We start from the raw sequence: 24,958 nt of genomic DNA, 5'->3' as shown, positions 1-24,958 counted from the left end.
ATAGGATATACGGCGAGGACATGATTGCAATCGCGATTGTCGGCAGGTCGACGGGGTGGGCCATATTCTCTCCCCCTCGCCCTCGCCGCACGCTATGCGACGCGAAACGAGGAGGATGCCAATGCCGCTTTACGCCATCGACGGAAAACAGCCCGTGGTCGGAACCGACGTATGGGTCGCGCCCAGCGCGGATGTGATCGGCGACACGCATCTGGCCGATGAATCGAGCGTCTGGTTCGGCGCTGTCATCCGCGCGGACAACACCCCTATCGTCATCGGCACGCGCAGCAACATCCAGGAAAGCGCGATGTGCCATTCCGACCCAGGCGCGCCGCTGACGGTCGGTGCCGACTGCACCATCGGCCACCATGCCATCCTCCATGGCTGCACCATCGGCAACAATGTGCTGATCGGCATGGGCGCGATCATTCTCAACAACGCCGTGATCGGCGATGGCTGTATCGTCGGCGCGAACGCCCTGGTGACGGAGGGTAAGGTGTTCGAGCCGAACAGCCTGATCGTTGGCAGCCCGGCCAAGGCGATCCGCACCCTGGACGAGGATGCCGCGGCGATGCTCAAGGCGTCCGCCCAGCATTATGTCGACAAGGGCAAGGCGTATAGCGCGGGGCTGACCAGGGTCGGGTGATCCGCGCGATTACCGCGTCGGGTAATTCGGCGCCTCGCGCGTGATCGTCACGTCATGGACATGGCTCTCGCGCAGGCCCGCGCCGGTGATCTGTACGAACCGCGCGCGCCGCTGCAGGTCCTCGATCGTCGCCGATCCCGTATAGCCCATGGCGGCGCGGATGCCGCCAACCAGTTGATGGATCACGTCGCGTGCGGGGCCTTTGAACGCCACCTGGCCCTCGATCCCCTCGGGCACCAGCTTGAGCTGGTCCTTGATGTCGCCCTGGAAGTAACGATCCGCCGAACCGCGACCCATCGCGCCAACCGAGCCCATGCCGCGGTAGGATTTATAGGCGCGTCCCTGGTACAGGAAGCTTTCGCCAGGGGCTTCTTCCGTGCCGGCCAGCAGCGAGCCGATCATGCAGGCCGATGCGCCCGCCGCGAGCGCCTTGGCGAGATCGCCCGAGGTACGCAGGCCGCCATCGGCGATCACCGGCACGCCGGCCTTTAGCCCGATCTCGGCGCAATCCATCACTGCGGTGAGCTGCGGCACGCCGACGCCGGCGACGACGCGCGTGGTGCAGATCGAGCCYGGGCCGATGCCGACCTTGATGSCGTCGGCRCCSGCATCGATCAGSGCGCGWGTKSCYTCGGCGGTGGCGACGTTGCCGGCGATGACCTGCACTGAATTGCTCAGCCGCTTCACCCGCTCGACCGCGCGCGCTACGTCGCGATTATGGCCATGCGCGGTGTCGATGACGACGAGATCCAGCTCCGCGTCGACCAGCGCTTCGGTCCGCTCGAACCCCTTGTCCCCGACCGTCGTCGCCGCCGCCACGCGCAGCCGCCCGGTCGCGTCCTTGGTCGCGTTGGGATAGGTCACCGCCTTCTCGATATCCTTCACCGTGATCAGGCCAATGCACCGATAGGCCTCATCGACGACGAGAAGCTTCTCGATGCGGCGCTGATGCAGCAGGCGGCGTGCTTCCTCCTGGCTCACGCCCGGTGCGACGGTTGCGAGATTCTCGTGAGTCATCAGCTCGGCGACCGGCTGGCGCGGATTGCCGGCAAAGCGCACGTCGCGGTTGGTCAGGATGCCGACGAGCTTGCCGCTTGCCTCGACCACGGGGATGCCGCTGATCTTGTTGCGCGTCATCAGTGCCTGCGCTTCCGCCAGTGTCGCCTCGGGCGCGATGGTGATCGGGTTCACCACCATGCCGGATTCGAAGCGCTTCACCGCCCGCACCGCCGCGACCTGTTCGGCGACTTCGAGATTACGGTGAAGCACACCGATACCGCCGAGCTGCGCCATGACGATCGCCATGTCGGCCTCGGTCACCGTATCCATGGCCGAGGAAAGGATCGGGATGTCGAGCGCGATCTCGCGCGTCACCCGTGTCGCCGTGTTGGTCTGGCTCGGGACGATGTCGGACTCAGCCGGCACGAGCAATACGTCGTCGAAGGTGAGGCCGAGGCGAATGTCCATGGGGTGCCAGTTTCCTGCGGGGAGCGAGTCGTGGCGGTCCATGTAAACAAGGGGCCGCTGCTGCGCTAGGGGCCCCGCCCTTCGTGTCGCATTTCGCTATAACGGCCCCGCCAATCTGCTAATCTGAAGATGGCGGCCGTGCCTCTCGCGGCTCATTGTCGGGGTTCGCACCATGACTCTCACGCTTGCCGGCCTGGTTCTGGTCGCCGTCATTTTCTACTTCATGACCAGCATCAAGGTCGTCCGCCAGGGCTATCAATACACTATCGAACATTTCGGCCGCTTCACCACCGTCGCGCGGCCCGGCCTCAACTTCTATCCGGCCTTTTTCTACCGGGTCGGCCGGCGCGTGAACATGATGGAGCAGGTGCTCGACATTCCGGGCCAGGAGATCATCACCAAGGACAATGCGATGGTCGCGGTCGACGGCGTCGTGTTCTTCCAGGTGCTCGACGCAGCCAAGGCGGCGTATGAGGTCAGCGATCTCTATCTCGCGATCATGCAGCTCTCGACCACCAATCTGCGCACGGTGATGGGTTCGATGGACCTGGACGAAACGCTGTCGAAGCGCGACGAGATCAACACGAGGCTGCTCCAGGTGGTCGATCAGGCGACCGAGGCATGGGGCGTGAAGATCACGCGCGTCGAGCTGAAGGACATCCGGCCGCCCGCCGATATCGTCAACGCCATGACTCGCCAGATGAAGGCCGAGCGCGAGAAGCGTGCGACCATCCTCGAATCCGAAGCGGCACGGCAGAACGAGATCAACCGCGCCGAAGGCCTGAAACAGGCGCAGATCCTCGAGGCCGAGGGACGCAAGGAAGCCGCCTTCCGCGACGCCGAGGCGCGCGAACGCTCGGCCGAGGCCGAAGCGACCGCGACCAAGATGGTGTCCGACGCGATCGAGGCCGGCAGCAGCCAGTCGCTCAACTATTTCATCGCGCAGAAATATGTCGAGGCGGTGGGCAAGTTCGCTACCTCGCCCAATGCCAAGACGATCCTGTTCCCGGTCGAGGCGACTCAGCTGATCGGCACGCTCGGCGGCATCGGCGAGCTCGCGCGGGATGCCTTTGCCGACCGCGCGTCACCGCCCGCACGGCGTCCGCCGGCACGCCCGCGCGGTCCGTTCGAAGGAGGCCCGCAATGATCTTTCTCGGCTTCGTCTGGAGTCATGGTGCGCTCTGGCTCGCCGCCGCGCTGGCGCTGGCCATCGCGGAGTTGATCGCGCCGGGTTTCTTCATGATCTTTCTCGCGGCCGGCGCGGCGCTGACCGGCTTTGCATTGCTCGCGCTGCCGGGATTACCGCTGCTGGTGCAGGCGGTGCTGTTCGCCCTGTTCACCACCGCGGCGGTCGGGCTGGGCCGGCGCTGGTACCACCAGAGCGAAGTCGCGACCGAAGATCCACTGCTCAACGACCGCACCTCTCGCCTGATCGGGACGACGGCCGAAGTGTGCGACGCCATCGCCGGCGGCGAAGGCCGCGTGAAGGTGGGCGACGGCGCCTGGAAGGCCCGTGGTCCTGACGCGGCCGCGGGCGCGCTGGTCCGGATCGTCGGGGCGACGGGCAGCGTTCTGCTGGTGGAGCCTGCCTGACGATTTGGGCTTGATTCAAATGCGGCGGAGATTGTCGCATGAGGCGCTGGACCGGATGCGTTGCGACGGTCCTGCTCTTTCTTATCGTTGGTCCGGACGCTCCCTGGGTTCCGGCTCCTCACCCCACGCATCGCCTCGGACGTGTTCAAGGGTCCACCGTGCCGCGTACAACGGGTTTTCGCACTTGTGGGGGTTTTCGCACTCGTGGACCGGTGGATGCCGGAACAAGCCCGGCATGACGGACGTAATCGATGCGCTCACCCGTTTGGAGCAGCCTCCATTCCCTGATCCATCCGAAAATTCCCTGTTATGCCGTGCAAAATTCCCTGTTATCCAATAACAGGGAATTCTGGGGCAAGGTTCTGATATACAGACATAAAATCTGCTCAAACATGCCGGAAAACGGGCAAAAAAAGAAATTCCCTGTTAATCGCCCATAACAGGGAATTTCCGGCTCGCGCCTGACCCTCAGCTCTTGCCGAACAGGCCCTTGGCGAAGCCGGCAATCTCGTTCATCGGATTGCCGTCACCGTCCTGGTCGATCATCCCGCCGACCTTGCCGAGCATGCCCGAGCCTTCCAGCAAGCCGGCGAACTTCCCCAACGCGCCTTCACCGCCGATATGGCCGATGATCTGCTGCAGCGTGTCCTCCGGCAGGCCGGTGGACGCGGCCGCCGTCGCGACCGTATCGGTGGGTGCCGTATGCGCCTGGCCGAGCGCGGTCACCGCGCTCTCGACCTGTTCGGGGGTCAGCCCGACCTTGGCCGCGAGGTTCTTGATGTCGACATTCTGGGCCACTTGTCCCAGCAGTCCGTCGAGCAGTCCCATGATGCGTTCCTAAGGCCATTTGATGTTCGGCCAGTGTATCACGGTACCGGAAGCAGCGCGAGGTCGGGTGCCGCGAATTTGCGCCGGGCCGCCACGGAAAACAGCCGGTTGCGGCTGTAGAAGCCAAGCGGCCAGTCGCGCGTGCCCATCGGACTCGCGAGCAAGGCATTGACGGCGTCGACAAGGGGTTCGTTCGCATCACGGCCGACAAGGTGCAGGCGAATGCCCGCCACGAACACATGCGTGATCGTATCGTGATAGCCCTGGGTGTCGTCATTCACGCCGCCAACGCTCTCATTGTAGCGCGCGATGATCTCGCCGATCCGCGCATCGACATCCACATCGGGGCGATCGCGGATCAGCCAGAGCGTGGCCGCGAGATGCGCCTCGTGAGTCCATTCGGCGCGCGGCAAGGTGCACGCGAGCAATCCTTCCCCGATCCGGCGGATCGAGGCGTCGTCAGCAAAGGGTCGGTACGGAAGGTCGGTCATCGATCGGGCTTTCTCTGGCCCGATCGATGACCGGGTCGGTTACGCGGCTTCTGCGGTCCTGGGAGCGGCCTGGCGCACCCCCTCGTCCACATCGTCCGCGAATTGCGCGAAATTATCGACGAACAGGTCGACCAGTCTGGCCGCCGTCGCGTCATATTCGTCCTTGTCCGGCCAGGTTTCGCGCGGATCGAGGATCGCGGTGTCGACGCCCGCGACGCTGACCGGGACCCGGAAGCCGAAATTGGGATCGGTACGGAATTCGGCGTTGTTCAGGCTGCCATCGAGCGCGGCGTTGAGCAGGGCGCGGGTCGCCTTGATCGGCATGCGCCGGCCGATGCCGTATTTGCCGCCGGTCCAGCCGGTATTGACCAGCCAGCAATCCACGCCGCCCTTGGCGATCCGCTCCTTGAGCAGATTGCCATAGACCGACGGGTGCCGCGCCATGAACGGCGCGCCGAAGCAGGTCGAGAAGGTCGCATCGGGCTCGGTCACGCCGATCTCGGTGCCGGCGACGCGCGCCGTGTAGCCCGAGAGGAAGTGATACATGGCCTGTTCCGGCGTCAGCTTCGAGATCGGCGGCAGGATGCCATAGGCGTCCGCCGTCAGCATCACGATGTTGCGCGGCACCGGCCCCATATTCTCTTCCGAGGCATTGGGGATGAAGTCGATCGGATAGGCGCCGCGGCTGTTCTCGGCGAGGCTGGCGTCGTCGAGGTCGAGCTGGCGCGTGACATTGTCCATCACGACATTTTCGAGGATCGTGCCGAACCGCTTTGTGGTCGCGAAGATTTCCGGCTCGGCATCGGCCGACAGGCGGATCATCTTGGCGTAGCAGCCGCCCTCGAAATTGAACACCGCCGTGTCCGACCAGCCATGCTCGTCGTCGCCGATCAGCGTGCGCGACGCATCGGCCGACAGCGTGGTCTTGCCGGTGCCGGACAGGCCGAAGAACACCGCGGTGTCCCCCTTTGGCCCGATGTTGGCCGAGCAATGCATCGGCATCACACCGGTCGGCGGCAGCAGATAGTTGAGCAGGCTGAACACCGACTTCTTCATCTCGCCGGCATAGCGCGTGCCGCCGATCAGGATCAGCTTCTCGGTGAAGCTGACCGCGATCACGGTCTCGCTGCGGCAGCCATGGCGCGCCGGGTCGGCACGGAAGGTCGGCAGGTCGATGATGGTGTATTCTGCCTCGAACCCGCGCAGCTCGCTCTCTTCCGGGCGCACCAGCATGGTGCGGATGAAGCTGTTGTGCCAGGCAAGCTCGTTGACGATGCGCACGCGGACGCGGTGTTCCGGCTGCGATCCGCCGAACAGGTCCTGGATGAACAGGTCTTCCTTTTCCTTCAGGGCGGCAATGAAGTCGGCCTTGAGCGCCGCGAAATGCTCCGGCGTCATCGACTTGTTGCTCTTGCCCCACCAGACGGTGCTCTCGGTCTCGGCGTCGCGGACGATGAACTTGTCCTGGGCCGACCGGCCGGTGTGCTGGCCGGTCTCGACGACCAGCGGGCCTTCGGCGGACAGCTTGCCCTCGCCGCGCGCGACGGCGGCCTCGATCAGGCGGGCCGTGACCAGATTCCAGTGCAGGGTAGCGCGTGTTTCAATGCCCTGCGCTTCGAGGCCTGCATCGGGAATACGATCGCTCACGGTCCTTGATCTCCTGTTTCGGGCGTGCGGTCGACACCGCTGGAATACTATCGTGACACGAGTCGCGCATATCGCCAGGAACGGGCAATTGTCCAGTCGAGACAATCGGACTGGGTAACCATATTTCACATTGAGTTGAGCCCCGGGTCAGTTTGGACTAGTCCACCCGCAACAGCACAAGGGTTGCACCGCCGATGACGGCTTCGATCGCGCTCGTCGACGACGACCGCAACATCCTCACCTCCGTATCGATCGCGCTCCAGGCCGAAGGATTCGTCACCCGGGTCTATTCCGATGGAGAAACCGCGCTGAAGGCGCTGATCGAGAATCCGCCGGATCTCGCCATCTTCGACATCAAGATGCCGCGCATGGACGGGCTCGAGCTGCTCCGGCGGCTGCGCGAGAAGAGCACCACCCCGGTGATCTTCCTGACATCCAAGGATGACGAGCTGGACGAGGCGCTCGGCCTGGCGATGGGCGCCGACGACTATATCTCCAAGCCCTTCTCGCATCGGCTGCTGATCGCCCGGATCCGTGCGATCCTGCGCCGATCGGAGCTGGCTGTGGCGGGCACCGCGGGCGAGGATGAGAATCCGGGTGGCACGCTGGTCCGCGGACGGCTGTCGATGGACACGGCCAGGCACAGGGTGACCTGGAACGACGCCGGCGTGACCCTGACCGTCACTGAATTCCTGATCCTGGAAACGCTGGCGCAGCGGCCGGGCATCGTGAAGACGCGCAATCAGCTGATGGATGCCGCCTATCACGACGACATCTATGTCGACGACCGCACGATCGACAGCCACATCAAACGCGTGCGCCGCAAGTTCCGGCAGATCGACCCCGAGTTCGATGCCATAGAGACCTTATATGGCGCGGGTTACCGATTCTCCGAGGAATGACGATCGCGAGCTGACGCTTCGCTGGTCAGGGCAGGTATCGCTCACGCCGCGCATCCTCGCGGTCAACATCATCGCGCTGGCGATGCTGGCCGGCGGCTTTTTCTACCTCGACAGTTATCGCAGCCGGATCGTCGACAACCGCGTGGCGCAGGCGAGCCGCGAGGCGCGGTTGATCGCCGAGGCGATGGGCGCGGTAACGCCGGATCGCCACAATATCCTCGCCCTGCGGCTGGCGCGCGACACCGGCGCGCGCATCCGGGTCTATGACAACCAGGGCAAGCTGGTCACCGACACGCGCGCGCTCGGCCTGCGCAACGTCGTGCTTCAGGATCCCGACAAGGAGGATTGGCAGCAGGACACCGCACGCTTCCTCGACGCGGTGATCGACACCGTGGTCGGCGCGCCTCGGGCGCCCCTGTACCGCGAGCGCGCCGAGGGCCTGGAATGGCCCGATGTCCATACCGCGCGCAGCACCGAGAGCGCGCCGGCGACAGTATGGCGCGCACCCGATCGGACGCCGGTGATCACGGCGGCGGCGGCCCTGCCAACCGGCGGCGTGGTGATGACCACGGTCAACGCCCGGGATATCACCCAGACGGTGCGGGTCGAACGCTTTCGGCTGGGCGTCGTGCTGGCGATCGTCTCGGCGATCTCGATCCTGCTCTCGCTGTTCCTCGCCCGGACGATCGTGCGCCCGTTGCGGCGTCTCGCGCGCGCCGCGGTGCGAGTGCGGCTGGGGCGCGCGCGCGAGGTCGTGGTGCCTCGCCTGCCCTCGCGCCGCGACGAGCTGGGCATGCTGGCCCGCGCCTTGTCGGACATGAGCCTCGCGCTGCGCGCGCGCATCGACGCGACCGAGGCCTTTGCCGCGGACGTCACGCACGAGATGAAGAACCCCCTCGCCTCGCTGCGGTCGGCAGTCGAAGGGCTCAATTCGGTCAAGGACCCGGAGCTGCAGGAGCGGCTGCTGGCGATCGTGCGCGACGATGTGCACCGGCTCGACCGGCTGATCACCGACATTTCGGAGGCCTCGCGCCTCGACGCGCAGCTCAGCCGCGCCAAGTTCGAGGATGTCGATATCGGCGCGATGATCGCCGCCCTACTCGATCAGCGCGCCGAACGCGGCGTCGAGCGCGACATCCAGATCCGCTTCGACCAGCGCAAGGGCGAGACGCTGATCGCGATGGGCGAAGGCGGCAGGCTCGAGCGCGTGTTCGAGAACCTGATCGAGAACGCCGTGTCCTTCTCGCCCGATGGCGGCCTGATCGTAGTGTCGGCAGCGCGGGACGGCGACGAGCTGGTCGTGCGGGTCGAGGACGAAGGCCCCGGCGTACCCGAGGAAGCACGCGAGCAGGTGTTCAGCCGCTTCCAGTCGCTCCGCCCCGATGGCGAAGAGTTCGGCAAGCATAGCGGGCTGGGCCTCGCCATCGCCCGGACCATTGTCGAAGGCCATCAGGGCGCGATCTCGGTCGAATCGCGCGAAGACCGCCTGGGCGGGGCGCGTTTCGTCGTGCGCCTTCCTATATCGGACAGAAGATGAGCGAGACGATCCATGCCTCGACCGTGGCGATCGGCGGCTATGCGGTGCTGATCGAAGGACCGTCGGGCGCCGGCAAGTCCGACCTGGCCCTGCGCCTGATCGATCGCGGCGCGGTGTTGGTGAGCGACGATTATACGATATTGGCCAGGGCGGACGATCGGTTGCTCGCCAGCGCACCCGCGACGATTGCCGGACGGATGGAAATCCGCGGCGTGGGAATCATCTCCGTTACCCATGTTGAGCCTGTGCCGGTGGCGCTGCTGATCCGGCTCGGCGCGCAAGTCGAACGCCTGCCGGAACCCGCGCCGCGCTGGTTCGAGGGCGTACTGGTACCGGCGATCGCCCTCGATCCGCGCGAGGCTTCGGCGCCGATCAAGGTGGAACTTGCCTTGAAGCACCTGCTAGAGCGCGCGCCATGAAGCGCGACCCCAAGGATATATTGCTCGTCACCGGCATGTCGGGCGCGGGCAAGTCGACCGTGCTGCGGACGCTCGAGGATCTGGGCTGGGAGGTGGTGGACAATCTGCCGCTGCTCCTGCTCGACCGGCTGCTTGGCGCCCCTTTGCCAGAAGGGGCCGAGCGGTCCTCGCAGCCGCTCGCCCTCGGTATCGGTGCCCGCACCCGCGATTTCGACCCCGATCGGATCGTGAAGCGGATCAAGAAGCTCCGCGAGGAACACGGCCATGACATCGGCACCCTGTTCCTCGATTGCTCTGGTGGCGAGCTCGAGCGGCGCTATTCGGAGACGCGCCGGCGCCATCCGCTCGCGCTCGATCGCCCCGCCTCGGACGGCATCGCGCGCGAGCGCGAGTTGCTCGCGCCGCTGCGGCGCTGGGCCAACCGGCTGATCGATACCACCAACCTCACCGGCAATGAGCTGGCGCAGCAGGTGCGATCGACCTTTTCAGGCGAGGGACTTGGCGAGCCGACGCTGTCGGTGATGTCGTTCGGCTATGCCCGCGGGCTGCCGCGCAACGCCGATCTGGTGTTCGACATGCGCTTCCTGCGCAATCCGCACTGGGTACCGGAGCTTCGTCCCGGAACGGGCCTGGACAAGGATGTCAGCGCTTATGTCGCAGCCGATCCGGCTTATGATATGGCGATGACGCAGATCGAGTCGCTGCTGCTGTTCCTGCTCCCGCGTTATCGGGCCGAGGGGAAATCCTATGTCACAATGGCCTTTGGCTGCACCGGCGGGCGGCACCGTTCCGTGCATGTGGCGGAGCGAGTGGCCGCAAGGTTGCGCGACGAAGGATTTTCGCCCACGGTCGCGCACCGCGATCTTGCTGCAGCGCCGCAAGACTCGCTCGAGGGTGCGGCAGAAAATGCCCAAGGGGACGGTCTTTCAGTGAGTGAAACTGCAATGAAAGAGTCGGGGCAATGATAGGCCTGGTTCTGGTGACGCACGGACGCCTCGCCGAGGAATTCGTGACCGCGATGGAGCATGTCGTCGGCAAGCAGGAACGCATCGCGACGATCGCGATCGGCCCTGACGACGATATGGAGGCGCGCCGCGCCGACATCGCGAAGGCGATCGCCGCGGTCGACAGCGGGCGCGGCGTGATCGTGCTGACCGATCTGTTCGGCGGCACGCCATCCAATCTTGCCATCTCACTGATGGAGCGCGGCCGTATCGAGGTCATCGCGGGCATCAACCTGCCGATGCTGATCCGGCTCGAATCGGCCCGCAAGGCAATGAAGGTGGTCGATGCCGTCGCTGCGGCGCGCGAGGCGGGACGCAAATATATCTCGGTCGCCTCCGAGGTTCTTGGCGAGGCGGCTGCCTGATGCCGGTCAGTCGCACGGTCCTCATCACCAACAAGCGGGGGCTTCACGCCAGGGCAAGCGCCAAGTTCGTCACCCTCGCCTCGACTCAACCCGTCGAAGTCGCGGTGGAGAAGGACGGCGCCGGCAGCGTGACCGGCACCTCGATCATGGGCCTGATGATGCTCGGCGCGGCGATGGGCGATTCGATCGTCATCAGCGCCGAGGGCGACGGTGCCGAACAGGCCGTCGGCGCGCTGTGCCAGCTGGTCGAGGCCAAGTTCGGGGAGGAGTGAGCCTCCCATGCCCCGCGAGATCACCGCTTATTCCAACCCGCTCATCAAGCGCGTGCGCGCGCTTCGCGAGAAAAGGCATCGTCGCGAGGAAGGCCTGTTCCTCGCCGAGGGCCTGCGCATCCTCACCGAAGCGCGCGAGAGCGGCCGCCTGCCCCAATATCTGTTCTTCGCCCGCGACAGCGCCAACCACGCCCTCGTCCGCGCGCTGATCGCCGATGTCGAGGCGGCGGGCGGCGAAGCGATCGAGACGGTGCCCGACATCCTCTCCAAGCTGTCCGGCAAGGACAACCCGCAGGCCGTGGTCGGCGTCTTCGCTGAATTCGCCAGCAGCCTTGAAAAGCTGGACCGCTCGAGCGCGACGATCTGGCTGGTCGCCGAGCGGCTGCGCGATCCCGGCAATCTCGGCACGATCCTGCGCACCGGCGATGCCGTCGGCGCGGGCGGGCTGATCCTGATCGGCGAGTGCGTCGATCCCTTCTCGGTGGAGGCAGTACGCGCGAGCATGGGGGCCCTGTTCACCGTGCCGATCGTCCAGGCCGGCTGGGCCGACTTCGTCCCCTGGCTCCGCGCCGCCCCGGGGCAGCTGGTCGGGCTGAGCCTCGATACCGAGCACGACTATCGCGCCGCCGCCTACACCGCCCCCACCTTCCTGCTGACCGGCAACGAAGCGCAGGGCATGCCGGCCGATTACGCCGCAGAATGCGACCTGCTGGTGAAAATCCCGATGCTCGGCAAGGCAGACAGCCTCAATGCTGCTGTCGCGACGGCGGTTATGGCCTATGAAGTACTCGCACAGACAAAGCCTTCGCGCGGCTGAACGGGTGCGTAACGACCGGTTCAGCCTGGCGTGCCTATCCGGCGGTCGAGGAGACCCGAGATGAAGTTCGCGCTTGCCCTGATCCCCGCCCTGTTGACTGCCGGCGCCGCCGCCGCGCAGCCGCGCGAGGTCCCTTACAAGGCCGTCGGTACGGAGCCCGGCTGGGCACTGACCATCGAGAAGGGTCTGATCCGCTATGTCGGCGACTATGGACGCACTCGTGTGACGACCGCCGCGCCCGTGCCCCGTCCAAGCTTCAACGGTCTGCGCTATGTCACGCCGCGCATCACGATCGACGTCACGCGCGCGCGGTGCAGCGACGGGATGAGCGACCGCGACTATCCCGACAGCGTGACCGTGACGGTAGGCCGCAGGACCGTGCGAGGCTGTGGCGGCGATCCGATCGCCCGCCCGCCCCACGCCGCGGTGATCGAGGGTAATTGGGAGATCCAGGCGATCGAGGGCCGCACGGTCCGCGGCCCCCGCCCGGCGACGATTTCCTTTTCCGGCAATACGATCAGCGGCAACAGCGGGTGCAACAGCTTCCGCGGCTCGTTCCGTTTCGAGCGCGGCTATCTGGTCACCGGCCCGCTGATGTCCACCAAGATGGCGTGCATGGGCCCGGCGATGGTGCAGGAACAGGCGATCATGTACCTGCTCGGCCAGCGGTTGAGCGTGAGCAGCAATCGCGACGGCAAGCTGGTACTGAGCGCCACTGGCTTGCGCACTCTGGTGCTGGTGAAAGCTGGGCCGCGCCTCCACTAACCCTGGCGCCGCACATATCGCCGGAACCTCGAACCTTGCCATATCGTTGAGCCCTGCAATAATTGCAGAGGGGGGCTCGATAAGATAGTGGATCCGGCCGGCCGGAACGGGCCGCTGAACCGGCGCGGGCGCGCCTGATGGGCCTCCCGTCGAACCAGGGTTCGGACGTCTTCATCGGCGCCAGTGAAATGGCGTCGCTGATGCGCGCCAAGGATTGGTCGCAAACCTCGCTCGGGCCGGTCGCCCACTGGCCCGAGGCGTTGCGCGTCGCCGTCCGCATTCTGCTTACCAGCAAGTTCGACATGTGGATCGGCTGGGGTCCCGACGTCGCCTTCCTTTATAATGACGCTTATCGCCCCACGCTCGGCCTGAAGCATCCGCGCGGCCTGGCGACGCCGACATCGGTTCTATGGTCGGAAATATGGTCGGATGTCGGGCCGTTGATCCAATCGGTCTATGAAACCGGCGAGGCCACCTGGAGCCAGGCGCTGCTGCTGTTGCTCGAACGCAGCGGTTATAGCGAGGAGACCTATCACACCTTCTCCTACAGCCCGATCTTCGACGATAGCGGCGCCGTGGGCGGCCTGCTGTGCGCCGTGGTCGAGGAAACCGATCGCATCATCACCGCCCGCCGGCTCGAAACGCTTCGGGCGCTTGCGTCGGACCTGACCGGGATGGACACGATATCGGCGGTAACCAGCGCCACTAGTGCGCGCCTGGCCGGCAACCCGCACGATCTCCCCTTCACGCTCCTCTATCTGTTCGAGGACGACGTCGCGCGGTTGATCGAGCAGACCGGCTTCGGCGCACCGCACGCCGCGGCCCCCACCCGGATCCGGCTCGACGAAATCTCGCCCTGGCCACTTGCCGGGGGCCAGGCGATCGTGTCGCTCGCCGACAGCGAGGCACTCCCGCGCGGCGCCTGGAACAAGCCGCCCGAGCACGCAGTGGTGCTTCCGTTACAACGTAGCGGCAGTGAGTTTCCGGTCGGCGCCCTGGTAGTCGGGCTCAACCCACATCGCCGCGCGGATGCCGACTATCTCGGGTATCTCGACCTTCTCGCCGGTCAGATCTCGTCCGCGCTGGCCAGTGCCGAGGCTTATGAAAGCGAGCGTAGCCGTGCCGCCGCGCTCGCCGAAGCCGGCCGGCTCCGCGAAGCGGCGGCGGAGGCGTTGCGGCAGGTCAATGCACGCCTTGCCTCGGAGGTCGAGGCCCGCACGCACGAACGTGACCGCCTTCGCGCCCTGTTCCAGCGCGCGCCGGGCTTCATGTGCGTGCTGCGTGGCCCCGACCATGTGTTCGAGTTCATGAACGAAGCCTATCTCCAGCTGATCGGCCACCGCCATGTGCTCGACATGCCGGTGCGCGAGGCGCTGCCGGAGATCGGCGGCCAGGGTTTCTTCGACCTGCTCGACCAGGTCTATCGTACGGGCCAGCCTTTTGTCGGGCAGAACATGGCGGTCGACCTGCAGCGGGAGCCGGGCAGTCCACTGGAGAAACGTTTCCTCAATCTCGTCTACCAACCGATCGTCGAAGGCGATGGGACGATCACCGGCATTTTCGCCGAGGGTCATGACGTCACCGATCAGGTCCGCAGCGAAGAAGCCCTGCGCGCGCTCAACGCCGATCTCGAACGTCAGGTGATCGAGCGTACCCAGGCACGCGGCATGACCTGGCATCTCAGTCCCGATCTTCTCGGTGCGCTGAATTCACAGGGTTATTTCGAAACGTCGAACCCGGCGTGGAAGAGCCTGCTCGGCTGGAGCGAGGAGGAGGTCGCAGGCATGTCGATCTTCGAAATGCTTCATCCCGACGATGTCGAACGCACGCGTGGCGGCTTCCAGCTGACTCAGCAGGGCGAGCCGGCGATCCGCTTTCCCAACCGCTATCGCTGCAAGGACGGCGGCTATCGCTGGATTTCCTGGGTCGGCATCCCCGAAGACGGCATGGTCTATTGTAACGGGCGTGACATCACCGAGGAAAAAGCCGCCGAGGCCGAGCGCGACCGGTTATGGACGCTGTCGGAGGACATGCTGGCACGTGCCGACTATCAGGGCGGCATGGTGGCGGTGAACCCCGCCTGGACCAAGGTACTGGGCTGGTCCGAGCAGGAGCTGCTGACCAACCCCTATGCCGATATCATCCACCCCGACAATGTGCCGGCCGTGACCAGCGCGCTGGAGGAAATGGGCCGGACGGGGCAGCCGACCCGGTTCGAGAACCGCATCCTGTCGGCCGACGGCGAGTGGATTCCGATCGGCTGGACGGTGTCGCCGGAGCCGGACGGCGTCCATTTCATCGCCGTTGGACGCGACCTGAGCGAGGACAAGGCTCGCGAACGCGAACTGCAACTGGCGCAGGAGGCCCTTCGCCAATCGCAGAAGATGGAGGCAGTGGGTCAGCTCACCGGCGGTATCGCCCATGATTTCAACAATTTGCTCGCTGGTATTGGCGGCAATCTCGAACTGCTCGAATTGCGCATCGGCCAGGGTCGGTTGGCCGGACTGGAACGGTATATCGGTGGCGCACAGGACGCGACCCGTCGCGCCGCGTCGCTGACTCAGCGCCTCCTCGCCTTCTCCCGCCGCCAGACTCTCGACCCCCGGCCTACTGACGTCAATCGCCTGATCGCCGGTCTCGAGGACCTGATCCGCCGTACCGTCGGCCCCAGCGTCGACGTGGAAGTCGTCGGCGCGGGCGGACTATGGCTGACCCGGGTCGATACCTCCCAGCTCGAGAACGCGCTGCTCAATCTGGCGATCAACGCGCGCGACGCGATGGCGGGCCATGGGCGCATCACGATCGAGACCGCCAACAAATGGCTCGACGATCGCGCCGCGCGCGATCGGGAATTGCCACCCGGCCAATATGTATCGCTGTGCGTGACCGATACCGGATCCGGCATGACGCCGGATATCGTGGCCAAGGCGTTCGACCCGTTCTTCACGACGAAACCGATCGGCCAGGGGACGGGGCTCGGCCTGTCGATGATCCACGGCTTCGTCCGCCAGTCGGGCGGACAGGTGCGGATCTACTCGGAGCCGGGAAAGGGCACGACGATGTGTCTGTATTTCCCGCGTTTCACGGGGGAACTCGGCGCAGGCGACGAAGGCGAGCAGGAATTCGCAGACCAGGGTCATGGCGAAACCGTGCTGGTGATCGACGACGAGGCGATCGTGCGACAGCTCGCGGTCGAGATCCTCGAGGACGCCGGCTATGCCGTCATGGAGGCCGCGGACGGGCCCGCCGGGCTGAAAATCATCCAGTCCGCCGCGCGTATCGACCTGCTGGTCACCGATGTCGGGCTGCCCGGCGGGTTGAACGGCCGCCAGGTCGCGGACGCGGCGCGCATCACGCGGCCGGACCTGAAAATTCTCTTCATCACCGGCTATGCCGAGAATGCGGCCGTCGGAAACGGCCTGCTCGACCCGGGCATGGAAGTGATCACCAAGCCCTTCACTGTCGTCGCGCTGGGCAACAAGGTGCGGGAGATGCTCGACCGGTAGATGCTGCCTCGATTGGTTACTCCGCGGCTTCGTTCAGCGAACCATCGATCAGGATCGGCGTGTCGCCATAGCGCGCCAGTGCTTCGACCGGTTCGACACCTTCGATCTCACGCGCGCCGGGCTCGATATTGAGGTCGCGCAGCTTGCGGGCGGTCACCAGAGTCCGGCTTTCGAAGCTGCTGACGAAAACATTGTAGTTGTTCACCGCTGACGTCAGTCCGCCACCCACCTTGCGCAGATCGCCCGCTGCCTTGGCCAGCCGATCATACAGCTCCTTGCCCAGTTCGCCGATCTGGCGCGCTTCCTTGGCGAGTCGTTCCTGCCGCCACACGGCGGAGACAGTGCGCGCGATCGCGATCAGGTTGGTCGGTGTGGCCAGCAGCACGCGCTTCTCGAAAGCGAAATCCCACAAGGTCGGATCATGTTCGAGCGCGGCGGAGAGGAAATGCTCACCCGGCACGAACATGATCACATAATCGGGCGCATCGGCGAACTGGCTCCAATAGGCCTTGTTGCCCAGGCCGTTGACGTGCGCGCGCATCGAGGCAGCATGCGCCGCCAGGCCGATCGTCCGCTGCGCCTCGTCGACCGAGCCGAACGCATCCTGATAGGCGTTGAGCGAGACTTTGGCGTCGATCACCAGCGATCGCCCGCCCGGCACCTTGATAATGGCATCCGGGCGAAGCCGCCCACCCTCGTCGCCGCCGGAAATGCTGACTTCAGTCTGGAAATCGGTATGTTCGGATAACCCACAGGTTTCCAACACATTCTTGAGCTGCTGCTCACCCCAGCGGCCGCGCGATTTCGGCGCGTTGCGCAGCGAGTTGACCAGCTTGGCCGCTTCGCTGCTGACCTTCTCCTGCCCGACGCGCAGGCCCTCTAGCTGGCCCTTGAGCTGGTCGAACGCGCCCTTGCGCTCATTCTCCACCTTGGTGACGGTTTCCTCATATTTCAGCAGGCGGTCGCTGACGGGCTGGAGCATCGATTTGAGGTTCTGGCCGGCCGTCTCCTCGGATTGCTTGAAGCGGGCCTCGGCCCGTTCGAGGAACTGCCTCTGCGCGTCGTTGAGCAGCTTTGCGGCGGTCTCGTTGAAATGACCCGTCATCGCCTCGCGCGAGTTCTTGAATTCAGCGAGCCGCGCTTCGAACGCCTCGGCATGAGCGCGAAGCGTGGCGTTCTCGGTACGGAAACCGTCCCGCTCCTCGCGGGTGATGTCGAGCTGGTCGCGAAGCTGCGCCGCCGTGCGAGCCCGTTCTTCCGCCCCCGCCAGGTCGATGATCGCGCGCTTGAACTCCTCGGTACGCGCGTCGAGTTCGGCCCGGATCTCGGCCACGCCGCGCTTGCCCAGCCACCAGCCGATGGCCAACGCCCCCAGGATGGCAAAAACGATAATGACGAGGGTAATCGGGTCCAACTTCTGCTCCTCCGGAACGAAGCGCGAACTTACCGCCCCGGGGCCGCGTTAACAAGTGCCGCGGGTTTCGGTTGGCCGCGCCGATCATGGCTGAGTCGTCGCAAAATAGGATCATGCCGAGCTTGCGGCCGGCCGGCCGTTCGCTACGACTGCGCGCCATGCTGACCGACATCGCCATCTCGCGCGCCGCCACCCTGAAACCCATCAACGACATCGCCGCCCGGCTCGCCATCCCGCCCGAGGCGGTCGAGCCCTATGGGCATTTCAAGGCGAAGATCGATCTGGCGCGCGTTCCGGCGACCGGACAGGTCGGCAAGCTGATCCTGGTCACCGCGATCAGCCCAACGCCGGCCGGCGAAGGCAAGTCGACCACTTCGGTCGGCCTCGCCGACGGCCTCAACCGCATCGGCCGCAAGACGGTGCTGTGCCTGCGCGAGCCATCGCTCGGCCCCTGTTTCGGCACCAAGGGCGGCGCGACCGGCGGCGGCTACGCTCAGGTAGGGCCGATGGAGGACATSAACCTCCATTTCACCGGCGATTTCCAYGCCATCACCASCGCGCACAACCTCCTSKCGGCGMTGATCGACAACCATGTCCATTGGGGGAATGCGCTCGACATCGACGTTCGCCGCATCGTGTGGCGTCGCGTGCTCGACATGAACGACCGGGCGCTGCGCGACATCGCCCAGTCCCTGGGCGGCCCGGCCAATGGGTATCCGCGCGAATCCGGCTTCGACATCACCGTCGCGTCGGAAGTGATGGCCATCCTGTGCCTGGCGAGCGGGCTGGAGGACCTTGAGGACCGGCTCGGCCGGATCGTTGTCGCCTATACACGCGACAAGCGCCCGGTGACGGCGCGCGACCTCAAGGCGGACGGCGCGATGGCGGTGCTGCTCGCCCAGGCGATCAAGCCCAACCTGGTGCAAACGCTGGAGGGCAATCCCGCCTTCGTCCATGGCGGACCCTTCGCCAATATCGCGCATGGCTGCAACTCGGTGATCGCCACGCGCGCGGCACTCGGGCTCGGCGACTATGTCGTGACCGAGGCCGGCTTTGGCGCCGATCTGGGCGCGGAGAAGTTCTTCGACATCAAATGCCGGCAATCGGGCCTGAAACCCGCCGCCGCGGTGATCGTCGCGACGGTGCGGGCGCTGAAGATGAATGGTGGCGTGGCCAAGGCCGATCTCGCCACACCTGATGTCGAGGCAGTGCGGCGCGGCGGCGTCAACCTGGCGCGACATATCGAGAATGTGCGGCAGTTCGGTGTTCCGGCGGTCGTCGCGATCAACTTCTTCGGGACGGACACCGAGGCCGAGATCGACGTGATCCGCGATATCGCGGCCAGCCACGGGTCCGAGGCGGTCCTGTGCACGCACTGGACGGACGGCGGTGCCGGTGCGGAAGCATTGGCCGCCAGGGTCGCCGATCTGTGCGACCATGCCACGCCGCAATTCGCGCCGATCTATGACGACGATCTGTCGCTGTTCGAGAAGATCAACACCGTCGCGACGCGCATCTACCGCGCCGAGGAAGCGATCGCCGATCCGAGTGTCCGCGCGCAGCTCAAGCGCTGGGAGGATGCCGGGTTCGGCCATCTGCCGGTGTGCATGGCCAAGACTCAGTACAGCTTCTCGACCGATCCCGCGAAGCTGGGGGCGCCGACCGGCCATGTCGTGCCGGTACGCGAAGTGCGTCTGGCGGCCGGCGCGGGCTTCGTGGTGGCGATTTGCGGGGAGATCATGACGATGCCCGGCCTGCCGCGCGTGCCGGCAGCCGAATCGATCCGGTTCGGGGTCGATGGGGAGATCGAGGGCCTGTTCTAACGACAGGCCCGGCGAGTAAGATCAGGCCGCCTTGCGGGCCTTGGCGAGCTTCTTCAGCACCATGTCGCGCTTCAGGCGGGAGATGTGGTCAATGAACAGCACGCCGTTCAGATGGTCGATCTCATGCTGGATGCAGGTCGAGAGCAACCCATCGAAATCATCCTCATGGACGGTCCCATCGAGGTCCAGCCATTTCACCCGGCACCGCGTCGGGCGCTCGACCTCGGCATATTGCTCCGGGATCGACAGACAGCCTTCGTTGTAGATCGACGTCTCCTCGCTGACCGAGACCAGCTCCGGGTTGATATAGACCAGAGGCGTGCGCACGGGCTTGGCGTCTTCCGCGTCGCTTTCGGGTTCCTGCAAGTCGATCACGACGATGCGCTGCTCGATGCCGACCTGAGTCGCGGCAAGGCCGATGCCCCGTGCGTCATACATGGTGTCGAACATGTCGGAGACGATCGTGCGGACAGCGTCGTCGATCGTGTCGACCGGCTTGGCAACGGCGCGCAGGCCCGGATGCGGGACTTCGAGGATTTCCAGAACAGACATGCAGGCGAGCTAGGAAAGCGCGGGCCCGCCGTCAAGCGACAGGTCGACGAGCCCGCAGTGCCTGGGCCAGCGTGCCCTCGTCGAGATAGTCCAGCTCGCCGCCGACCGGCAGGCCGTGCGCGAGCTGCGTGACGCGGATCGGGAAGCGCTCGATCCGTTCGGCGATGTAATGCGCCGTGGTCTGGCCCTCCAGGGTGGCGTTCATCGCCAGCACGACCTCGTCGATGCCGCCGGCCTCGATACGGCGGACCAGCGAATCGATGCTCAGATCCTCCGGGCGAACCCCTTCCAGCGCCGACAGCCGTCCGCCAAGAACATGAAACCGCCCCGGGAACAGCCGCGAGCGGTCGAGTGCCCAGAGATCGGCCACTTCCTCCACGACGCAGAGCGACCGCGCATCGCGGCGCGGGTCGGCGCAGACCCCGCAGGGATCAATCGTATCGATATTACCGCAAATCGAACAGGTTGAGAGCCTTTCCTCAACCGCGGTGAGGGCAGACAGCAATGGACCGAGCGCGACCTCGCGCTTCTTGAGCAGGTGAAGCACCGCGCGCCGCGCCGATCGCGGCCCGAGACCGGGCAACCGGGCCAGCGCTTGAGTGAGGGCTTCGATCTCGGGAGATGCCATGGAGAACAGATAGGGGGTTGCGTGCCCCTCTGCCAAGCGGCCAGAGCGTAACCATGCGGATCGTCTTCATGGGAACGCCCGAATTCTCGGTGCCAGTGCTTCAGGCGCTGGTGGATGCAGGCCATGACGTCGTCGCGGCGTACAGCCAGCCACCGCGCCGTGCCGGGCGCGGCAAGGCGCTGACGCCCTCCCCCGTCCAGGCGCGTGCCGAGGCGCTCGGCATCGCCGTGCGAACGCCGGTGTCGCTCCGCGATCCTGACGCCCAGGCCGAATTCGCGTCGTTCGGGGCAGATGTGGCGGTGGTGGCGGCGTACGGCCTCATCCTGCCGCGCGCGGTGCTCGAAGCGCCATCGCTGGGCTGCCTCAACGTCCATGCCTCGCTCCTGCCCCGCTGGCGCGGTGCCGCGCCGATTCAGCGCGCGATCCTCGCCGGCGATGCCGAGACCGGTGTCGGCATCATGCAGATGGAAGCCGGGCTCGATACCGGGCCGGTGCGGCTCGAGGGGAGGACGCCGATTGACGGCAAGACCGCCGGCGCCCTGACCGACGAACTGAGCGCGATGGGGGCAATGTTGATGGTCGAGGTGCTCGGCAACCTGACCGCTTATCCTTCGGTGCCGCAACCCGAGCAGGGCGTGACTTACGCCCCCAAGATCGACAAGGCCGAGGCACGGATCGACTTCTCCCGGAGCGCGGCCGACGTCGAGCGGCAGGTTCGGGCGTTCAACCCAGTCCCAGGCGCCTTTTTCGAGCTCGGCGCGGAGCGAATCCGGGTACTTGCCGCCGATGTGCTGCCCGATCGCGGCACGGAGGGTCGGGTTCTCGACGAGCGACTGGCCATTGCCTGCAACGACGGCGCAATCCGTCCGACGCTGCTGCAACGCGCGGGACGCGGCGTCATGACGTCATCGGAGCTGCTCCGCGGTTTCACGATACCACCCGGAACCCAACTCTCATGACGCGCTTTGCGCTGACCGTGGAATATGACGGCCGACCTTTCATGGGCTGGCAGCGCCAGGCGCACGGGCCGAGCGTGCAGGAAGCAATCGAGGCGGCCGCGCTGCAGATCACCGGCGAGGCCGTAGCGGTCCATGCCGCCGGGCGTACCGATGCCGGTGTCCATGCGACCGGCATGCGCGCGCATGTCGATATCGAACGGACGATCACGCCGTTCCGCCTGATGGAAGCGCTAAACGCCGTCGTGCGCCCAGCACCGGTCGCGGTCCTGGCGTGCGAGATCGTACCGGACGAATGGCATGCCCGTTTTTCCTGCCTGGCGCGTCATTATGAATATCGCATCGTCACTCGGCGCGCGCCGCTGACCTTCGAGAACGGACTGGCCTGGCGCGTTCCGACACCGCTCGATGCGGGCGCCATGGCAGAGGGTGCCGCGCGCCTTGTCGGCCGGCACGACTTCACCACCTTCCGCTCGGCACATTGCCAGGCGGACAGCCCGTTACGGACGCTGGATCGGTTGGACGTGGTGGCCAGTGGCGACCGGATCAGCGTGTTCGCTTCGGCCCGTTCGTTCCTGCATCATCAGGTAAGGTCGATGGTTGGCTGCCTCGGGCTGGTCGGGCAGGGAAAATGGTCGCCCGACGACATGCAGGCAGCTCTTGAGGCGCGGGACAGGTCGCAACTCGGTCTCAACGCGCCTCCCGATGGACTATATTTCCTGCGGGCGGACTATCCCTAGCGGCTGAACTTTGCCGCCAGTTCCACATGCGTCGACCAGCGGAACTGCCCAACCGGCTGAATCCATTCCAGCGTATATCCACCCTTGCACAATATCTCCGCGTCGCGCGCGAAGCTGCTGGGATTGCACGAAACATAGGCAATGACTGGCGTCTTCGCCTCGGCCAGTTGCACCACCTGCTCGCGCGCGCCTGCCCGGGGCGGATCGAGTATGATCGCGTCGAACCGGTCGCACTCCGCCGTCGTCAACGGCCGGCGGAACAGGTCGCGATGATCGGCAAACAGTTGCCGCCCGGCGCGAGCGCCCGCCCCCTTGAGTGACAGGATGGCGTCACGCGCCGCCTCCGCCGCATAGACGCGCGCCGATAGCGCCAGCGCGAACGTGCCGAGGCCGGAGAAGAGATCGGCCACCGTCCCCGCTCGCCCGATCGCCTCGCGCACCGCGGCGACCAGCGACGCCTCCCCCTCCCGCGTCGCTTGCAGGAAGGAATTGTGCGGCATCGGCACGGGCACACCCGCCAGCGTGATGGTGACCGGCTCCGGCTCCCACCGCGTCTCCGGGCCCAAGCCATTGTCGATCGACAGCCGCGCGACGCCGTGGCGTTGGCAAAACGCCGTGATCGCCTCGGCCGCTTCCAGCCCTTCCGCTTCGATGCCCTCGATCAGCAGGTCGATGCCCTGATCCGCTTCGGTGAGATGCAGCCGGGCGCGCCGATTGGCCTTGAGGAAGCGCCCGAGCAGCCCGCGCAACGGCGCCACCAGCGCGAACAAGGTTGGCGTCAGGATCCAGCACTCCTGGAGATCGACCAGTGCATGGCTCGATCCTTCGCTGAAGCCGATCCGGACACGCCCGGCCTTGGCCTCGGCCTGTAGCGCCGCGCGGCGCCGGGTGTGGGGCGGCGACAGTGCGGCGGGCCGGATATCGCCGGCCAGACCCTGCGCCTCGAGCGCCCCGGCGATGCGATCGCCGATAAAGCGCGCATAGCTCTCATCGTCGAGATGCTGGAGCTGGCAGCCGCCACAGGTCGGAAAATGGCGGCATGGCGGGACCTGATGATGCGGGCCGGGGACAACCTGCCCCTCCGCCGTCAACATGTCGCCGGGCGCCGCCAGCGCCGCATGCCGACCATTGGCGGTGATGCCGTCGCCCCGCGCGGCGACCCGGACGATCGTGTCGCTCACAACGTGGCCCGAGCGGCGCTGAGGGCCTCAGCCAGATCGTCAGCGATAAAGGCGGCGCCCAGCCTTGCGGCAGCCGCGCCGTGAAGCCAGACGCCGGCTCCGGCCGCATCGATCGCCGAGCCGGGCCGCGCCGCCAGCATCGCACCGATGGCGCCGGCCAGCACGTCGCCGGTTCCGGCGGTTGAAAGCCATCGGCTCGCGCCTTGGGCAACCCGAACCTGACCGTCGGGCGCAGCGATGACGGTGTCGGCCCCCTTGAAGACGATGATCGCACCGATACTCGCCACCGCCGCGCGGGCACGGTCGATCTTGCTGCCGTCATCCTTGCCGAACAACGCATCGAATTCGCCCGCATGCGGTGTCAGCACGACCGGGGCGGCATGGGCGCGAAGCCTTGCCAAGCGGTGCTCGTCGAGAAGGTGGAGCGCGTCCCCGTCGATGACGAGGGGGCGGGACGACGCCAGCGCCAGATCCAGCCGCGTTCCGGCGACCGCGCCCCTCCCCAAGCCGACCCCGATCACCACCGCCCCGATGCGCGTGTCGTTCAGTGCCTCCGCCGCGAACCGCCTGCGAACGATCGCATGCGGGTCTCCGGCAGTGCCGTCGGCTAGCAACAGGACATAGCCTGCCCCTGCCCGCATCGCCGCCAGAGCCGCGAGTTCGGCCGCGCCCGGCATCTCCCCGCCGATGATGGCAACCATGCCGCGTGTATATTTGTGGGAGTCCGGTCCCGGCGCGGGCAGGCGCGGCTCGCCGAGGATTGCGGCGTTGCTCGATACCGTCACGCCGATGTCGAGGACGCGAACGGTGCCGCAATGGCCCGCCGCGGGATAGAGCAGATGCGAAGGCTTGGCCGCACCGAGCGCCAGCGTCAGGTCGAACGCCGGAATCCGGTTCAGCACGGCCCCGTCATCGGTCGCGACGCCGCTCGGCAAGTCAACCGCGATCGCCAGCCTTGCCCGGTTGCGCAATCGGACAAGATCGGCGACGATCGCCTCGTCGAGCGCGCGAGACAGGCCGGTTCCGAACAGCGCATCCACGAGGATCGGCGCTGGCGCGGCCCTATCTAGCGTCTCGACCTCCCCGTTCCACCGCGCACGGGCGTGTTTCGCGGCATCGGTGCGGGGCTCAGCGCTGGCCGCGACACGGACCGGCACACCGGCTTCATGCAGGGCGGCTGCGGCGACATAGCCGTCTCCGCCGTTATTCCCCGGCCCGCACAGGACAAGCACATCGTTGCCCGAGCCCAAGCGCCGGACCATCTCCGCGACCTCGCGGCCGGCGCGATCCATCAGGCCCTGCACCGTGGCTCCACGGACGATCGCCGCTTCCTCCGCGGCCCGCATTTCTGCGGCTGTCAGCAGGGGCTTGCCGGCAAGCGACGTCATGGCATCTCGTTCGACGG

At 66.2% G+C, this 24,958-nt stretch carries 24 protein-coding genes; 15 read left to right on the top strand and 9 right to left on the bottom strand.

Annotation, left to right across the window (positions count from 1 at the left end):
* Nucleotides 1-121: 121 nt before the first annotated feature.
* Nucleotides 122-646: a gamma carbonic anhydrase family protein gene (locus tag AC1DX5_RS03370; RefSeq protein WP_465176669.1), complete on the top strand. Its 525-nt coding sequence runs from the start codon at nt 122-124 to the stop codon at nt 644-646.
* Between the two features lie 9 nt (nt 647-655).
* Here the strand turns inward: AC1DX5_RS03370 and guaB are convergent, their stop codons facing one another.
* The gene (gene guaB, locus AC1DX5_RS03365; RefSeq protein WP_478014169.1) at nt 656-2,113 is read right to left on the bottom strand and encodes an IMP dehydrogenase; all 1,458 of its coding nucleotides are present in this window, start codon (nt 2,111-2,113) and stop codon (nt 656-658) included.
* A gap of 172 nt (nt 2,114-2,285) precedes the next feature.
* Between guaB and AC1DX5_RS03360 the strand changes: the two genes are divergently transcribed.
* Complete coding sequence (locus tag AC1DX5_RS03360; protein ID WP_478014167.1) at nt 2,286-3,260, top strand: SPFH domain-containing protein; 975 nt, start codon at nt 2,286-2,288, stop codon at nt 3,258-3,260.
* Nucleotides 3,257-3,706 carry an NfeD family protein gene (locus AC1DX5_RS03355; RefSeq protein ID WP_465173281.1) on the top strand — a complete coding sequence of 150 codons (450 nt, stop codon included), beginning with the start codon at nt 3,257-3,259 and terminating at the stop codon, nt 3,704-3,706. The genes AC1DX5_RS03360 and AC1DX5_RS03355 overlap by 4 nt, the downstream gene beginning before the upstream one ends.
* Before the next feature lie 468 nt (nt 3,707-4,174).
* On the opposite strand, the gene AC1DX5_RS03350 is transcribed toward AC1DX5_RS03355, so the two are convergent.
* Genes AC1DX5_RS03350 through AC1DX5_RS03340 form a run of 3 tightly spaced genes read right to left on the bottom strand, consistent with a single transcriptional unit; the run spans nt 4,175 to nt 6,672 of the window.
* A complete protein-coding gene (locus AC1DX5_RS03350; RefSeq protein ID WP_465173280.1) occupies nt 4,175-4,534 on the bottom strand; it encodes a hypothetical protein in 360 nt (119 codons plus the stop codon).
* 38 nt (nt 4,535-4,572) lie between these two features.
* On the bottom strand, nt 4,573-5,025 hold the full coding sequence (locus tag AC1DX5_RS03345; protein WP_465173279.1) for a hypothetical protein: 453 nt from the start codon (nt 5,023-5,025) through the stop codon (nt 4,573-4,575).
* A 39-nt stretch (nt 5,026-5,064) separates the two neighbouring features.
* Complete coding sequence (locus AC1DX5_RS03340) at nt 5,065-6,672, bottom strand: phosphoenolpyruvate carboxykinase (RefSeq protein WP_465173278.1); 1,608 nt, start codon at nt 6,670-6,672, stop codon at nt 5,065-5,067.
* 194 nt (nt 6,673-6,866) lie between these two features.
* Between AC1DX5_RS03340 and AC1DX5_RS03335 the strand changes: the two genes are divergently transcribed.
* The 9 genes from AC1DX5_RS03335 to AC1DX5_RS03295 all read left to right on the top strand — a co-directional run bounded on the left by AC1DX5_RS03335 (nt 6,867) and on the right by AC1DX5_RS03295 (nt 16,259).
* Nucleotides 6,867-7,574, top strand: coding sequence for a response regulator transcription factor (locus AC1DX5_RS03335; RefSeq protein WP_465176667.1), 708 nt, complete (start codon nt 6,867-6,869; stop codon nt 7,572-7,574).
* Nucleotides 7,543-9,111 carry a sensor histidine kinase gene (locus AC1DX5_RS03330; RefSeq protein WP_478014166.1) on the top strand — a complete coding sequence of 523 codons (1,569 nt, stop codon included), beginning with the start codon at nt 7,543-7,545 and terminating at the stop codon, nt 9,109-9,111. The genes AC1DX5_RS03335 and AC1DX5_RS03330 overlap by 32 nt, the downstream gene beginning before the upstream one ends.
* Nucleotides 9,108-9,530 (top strand): HPr kinase/phosphorylase, encoded by a 423-nt coding sequence (locus AC1DX5_RS03325; RefSeq protein WP_465173275.1) that lies wholly within the window; start codon nt 9,108-9,110, stop codon nt 9,528-9,530. Before AC1DX5_RS03330 ends, AC1DX5_RS03325 begins: the two co-directional genes overlap by 4 nt.
* Entirely contained in the window at nt 9,527-10,495 is a 969-nt protein-coding gene (gene rapZ / locus AC1DX5_RS03320; RefSeq protein ID WP_465173274.1) for an RNase adapter RapZ, read from the top strand. Before AC1DX5_RS03325 ends, rapZ begins: the two co-directional genes overlap by 4 nt.
* The gene (locus tag AC1DX5_RS03315) at nt 10,492-10,899 is read left to right on the top strand and encodes a PTS sugar transporter subunit IIA (RefSeq protein ID WP_465173273.1); all 408 of its coding nucleotides are present in this window, start codon (nt 10,492-10,494) and stop codon (nt 10,897-10,899) included. Before rapZ ends, AC1DX5_RS03315 begins: the two co-directional genes overlap by 4 nt.
* Nucleotides 10,899-11,171 (top strand): HPr family phosphocarrier protein, encoded by a 273-nt coding sequence (locus AC1DX5_RS03310; protein ID WP_465173272.1) that lies wholly within the window; start codon nt 10,899-10,901, stop codon nt 11,169-11,171. The genes AC1DX5_RS03315 and AC1DX5_RS03310 overlap by 1 nt, the downstream gene beginning before the upstream one ends.
* A 7-nt stretch (nt 11,172-11,178) precedes the next feature.
* Nucleotides 11,179-11,988 (top strand): TrmH family RNA methyltransferase, encoded by an 810-nt coding sequence (locus AC1DX5_RS03305; protein WP_478014165.1) that lies wholly within the window; start codon nt 11,179-11,181, stop codon nt 11,986-11,988.
* Between the two features lie 60 nt (nt 11,989-12,048).
* Nucleotides 12,049-12,753: an META domain-containing protein gene (locus tag AC1DX5_RS03300; protein ID WP_478014163.1), complete on the top strand. Its 705-nt coding sequence runs from the start codon at nt 12,049-12,051 to the stop codon at nt 12,751-12,753.
* 137 nt (nt 12,754-12,890) lie between these two features.
* On the top strand, nt 12,891-16,259 hold the full coding sequence (locus tag AC1DX5_RS03295; protein WP_478014161.1) for a PAS domain S-box protein: 3,369 nt from the start codon (nt 12,891-12,893) through the stop codon (nt 16,257-16,259).
* A gap of 16 nt (nt 16,260-16,275) precedes the next feature.
* On the opposite strand, the gene AC1DX5_RS03290 is transcribed toward AC1DX5_RS03295, so the two are convergent.
* Entirely contained in the window at nt 16,276-17,673 is a 1,398-nt protein-coding gene (locus AC1DX5_RS03290; protein ID WP_465173268.1) for a DNA recombination protein RmuC, read from the bottom strand.
* A 158-nt stretch (nt 17,674-17,831) separates the two neighbouring features.
* Here AC1DX5_RS03290 and AC1DX5_RS03285 point away from each other — a divergent pair, with 158 nt between their 5' ends.
* Nucleotides 17,832-19,496, top strand: a complete 1,665-nt coding sequence (locus tag AC1DX5_RS03285) for a formate--tetrahydrofolate ligase (RefSeq protein WP_478014344.1) — start codon at nt 17,832-17,834, stop codon at nt 19,494-19,496.
* Nucleotides 19,497-19,517: 21 nt separating this feature from the next.
* On the opposite strand, the gene def is transcribed toward AC1DX5_RS03285, so the two are convergent.
* Together def and recR are read right to left on the bottom strand one after the other, a co-directional pair.
* Nucleotides 19,518-20,048, bottom strand: a complete 531-nt coding sequence (gene def, locus AC1DX5_RS03280) for a peptide deformylase (RefSeq protein ID WP_478014159.1) — start codon at nt 20,046-20,048, stop codon at nt 19,518-19,520.
* Nucleotides 20,049-20,079: 31 nt separating this feature from the next.
* Nucleotides 20,080-20,676, bottom strand: coding sequence for a recombination mediator RecR (recR, locus tag AC1DX5_RS03275; protein ID WP_465173266.1), 597 nt, complete (start codon nt 20,674-20,676; stop codon nt 20,080-20,082).
* A 53-nt stretch (nt 20,677-20,729) separates the two neighbouring features.
* Between recR and fmt the strand changes: the two genes are divergently transcribed.
* Both fmt and truA read left to right on the top strand, forming a co-directional pair.
* Complete coding sequence (gene fmt / locus AC1DX5_RS03270; protein WP_465173265.1) at nt 20,730-21,635, top strand: methionyl-tRNA formyltransferase; 906 nt, start codon at nt 20,730-20,732, stop codon at nt 21,633-21,635.
* Nucleotides 21,632-22,372 (top strand): tRNA pseudouridine(38-40) synthase TruA, encoded by a 741-nt coding sequence (gene truA / locus AC1DX5_RS03265; RefSeq protein WP_478014158.1) that lies wholly within the window; start codon nt 21,632-21,634, stop codon nt 22,370-22,372. Before fmt ends, truA begins: the two co-directional genes overlap by 4 nt.
* Here truA and AC1DX5_RS03260 read toward each other — a convergent pair.
* The gene (locus AC1DX5_RS03260) at nt 22,369-23,553 is read right to left on the bottom strand and encodes a class I SAM-dependent RNA methyltransferase (protein ID WP_478014157.1); all 1,185 of its coding nucleotides are present in this window, start codon (nt 23,551-23,553) and stop codon (nt 22,369-22,371) included. The genes truA and AC1DX5_RS03260 overlap by 4 nt on opposite strands.
* Nucleotides 23,550-24,941, bottom strand: coding sequence for an NAD(P)H-hydrate dehydratase (locus AC1DX5_RS03255; protein WP_478014156.1), 1,392 nt, complete (start codon nt 24,939-24,941; stop codon nt 23,550-23,552). The genes AC1DX5_RS03260 and AC1DX5_RS03255 overlap by 4 nt, the downstream gene beginning before the upstream one ends.
* Between the last annotated feature and the right edge of the window lie 17 nt (nt 24,942-24,958).

The organism is Sphingomonas sp. P2_B6 (assembly GCF_056404755.1).
Note: the sequence above shows the minus strand (reverse complement) of the source record. Positions and strands in the feature narration are given on the sequence as shown.

What these genes read in the sequence shown, in the direction of transcription:
- AC1DX5_RS03345 (WP_465173279.1), bottom strand. Translation starts at nt 5,025, where the DNA reads ATGACCGACCTTCCGTACCGACCCTTTGCTGACGACGCCTCGATCCGC.
- AC1DX5_RS03255 (WP_478014156.1), bottom strand. Translation starts at nt 24,941, where the DNA reads ATGACGTCGCTTGCCGGCAAGCCCCTGCTGACAGCCGCAGAAATGCGG.
- AC1DX5_RS03300 (WP_478014163.1), top strand. Translation starts at nt 12,049, where the DNA reads ATGAAGTTCGCGCTTGCCCTGATCCCCGCCCTGTTGACTGCCGGCGCC.
- AC1DX5_RS03350 (WP_465173280.1), bottom strand. Translation starts at nt 4,534, where the DNA reads ATGGGACTGCTCGACGGACTGCTGGGACAAGTGGCCCAGAATGTCGAC.
- truA (WP_478014158.1), top strand. Translation starts at nt 21,632, where the DNA reads ATGACGCGCTTTGCGCTGACCGTGGAATATGACGGCCGACCTTTCATG.
- AC1DX5_RS03305 (WP_478014165.1), top strand. Translation starts at nt 11,179, where the DNA reads ATGCCCCGCGAGATCACCGCTTATTCCAACCCGCTCATCAAGCGCGTG.
- AC1DX5_RS03370 (WP_465176669.1), top strand. Translation starts at nt 122, where the DNA reads ATGCCGCTTTACGCCATCGACGGAAAACAGCCCGTGGTCGGAACCGAC.
- fmt (WP_465173265.1), top strand. Translation starts at nt 20,730, where the DNA reads ATGCGGATCGTCTTCATGGGAACGCCCGAATTCTCGGTGCCAGTGCTT.
- AC1DX5_RS03330 (WP_478014166.1), top strand. Translation starts at nt 7,543, where the DNA reads ATGGCGCGGGTTACCGATTCTCCGAGGAATGACGATCGCGAGCTGACG.
- AC1DX5_RS03325 (WP_465173275.1), top strand. Translation starts at nt 9,108, where the DNA reads ATGAGCGAGACGATCCATGCCTCGACCGTGGCGATCGGCGGCTATGCG.
- AC1DX5_RS03335 (WP_465176667.1), top strand. Translation starts at nt 6,867, where the DNA reads ATGACGGCTTCGATCGCGCTCGTCGACGACGACCGCAACATCCTCACC.
- AC1DX5_RS03360 (WP_478014167.1), top strand. Translation starts at nt 2,286, where the DNA reads ATGACTCTCACGCTTGCCGGCCTGGTTCTGGTCGCCGTCATTTTCTAC.
- rapZ (WP_465173274.1), top strand. Translation starts at nt 9,527, where the DNA reads ATGAAGCGCGACCCCAAGGATATATTGCTCGTCACCGGCATGTCGGGC.
- def (WP_478014159.1), bottom strand. Translation starts at nt 20,048, where the DNA reads ATGTCTGTTCTGGAAATCCTCGAAGTCCCGCATCCGGGCCTGCGCGCC.
- AC1DX5_RS03295 (WP_478014161.1), top strand. Translation starts at nt 12,891, where the DNA reads ATGGGCCTCCCGTCGAACCAGGGTTCGGACGTCTTCATCGGCGCCAGT.
- recR (WP_465173266.1), bottom strand. Translation starts at nt 20,676, where the DNA reads ATGGCATCTCCCGAGATCGAAGCCCTCACTCAAGCGCTGGCCCGGTTG.
- AC1DX5_RS03310 (WP_465173272.1), top strand. Translation starts at nt 10,899, where the DNA reads ATGCCGGTCAGTCGCACGGTCCTCATCACCAACAAGCGGGGGCTTCAC.
- AC1DX5_RS03355 (WP_465173281.1), top strand. Translation starts at nt 3,257, where the DNA reads ATGATCTTTCTCGGCTTCGTCTGGAGTCATGGTGCGCTCTGGCTCGCC.
- AC1DX5_RS03315 (WP_465173273.1), top strand. Translation starts at nt 10,492, where the DNA reads ATGATAGGCCTGGTTCTGGTGACGCACGGACGCCTCGCCGAGGAATTC.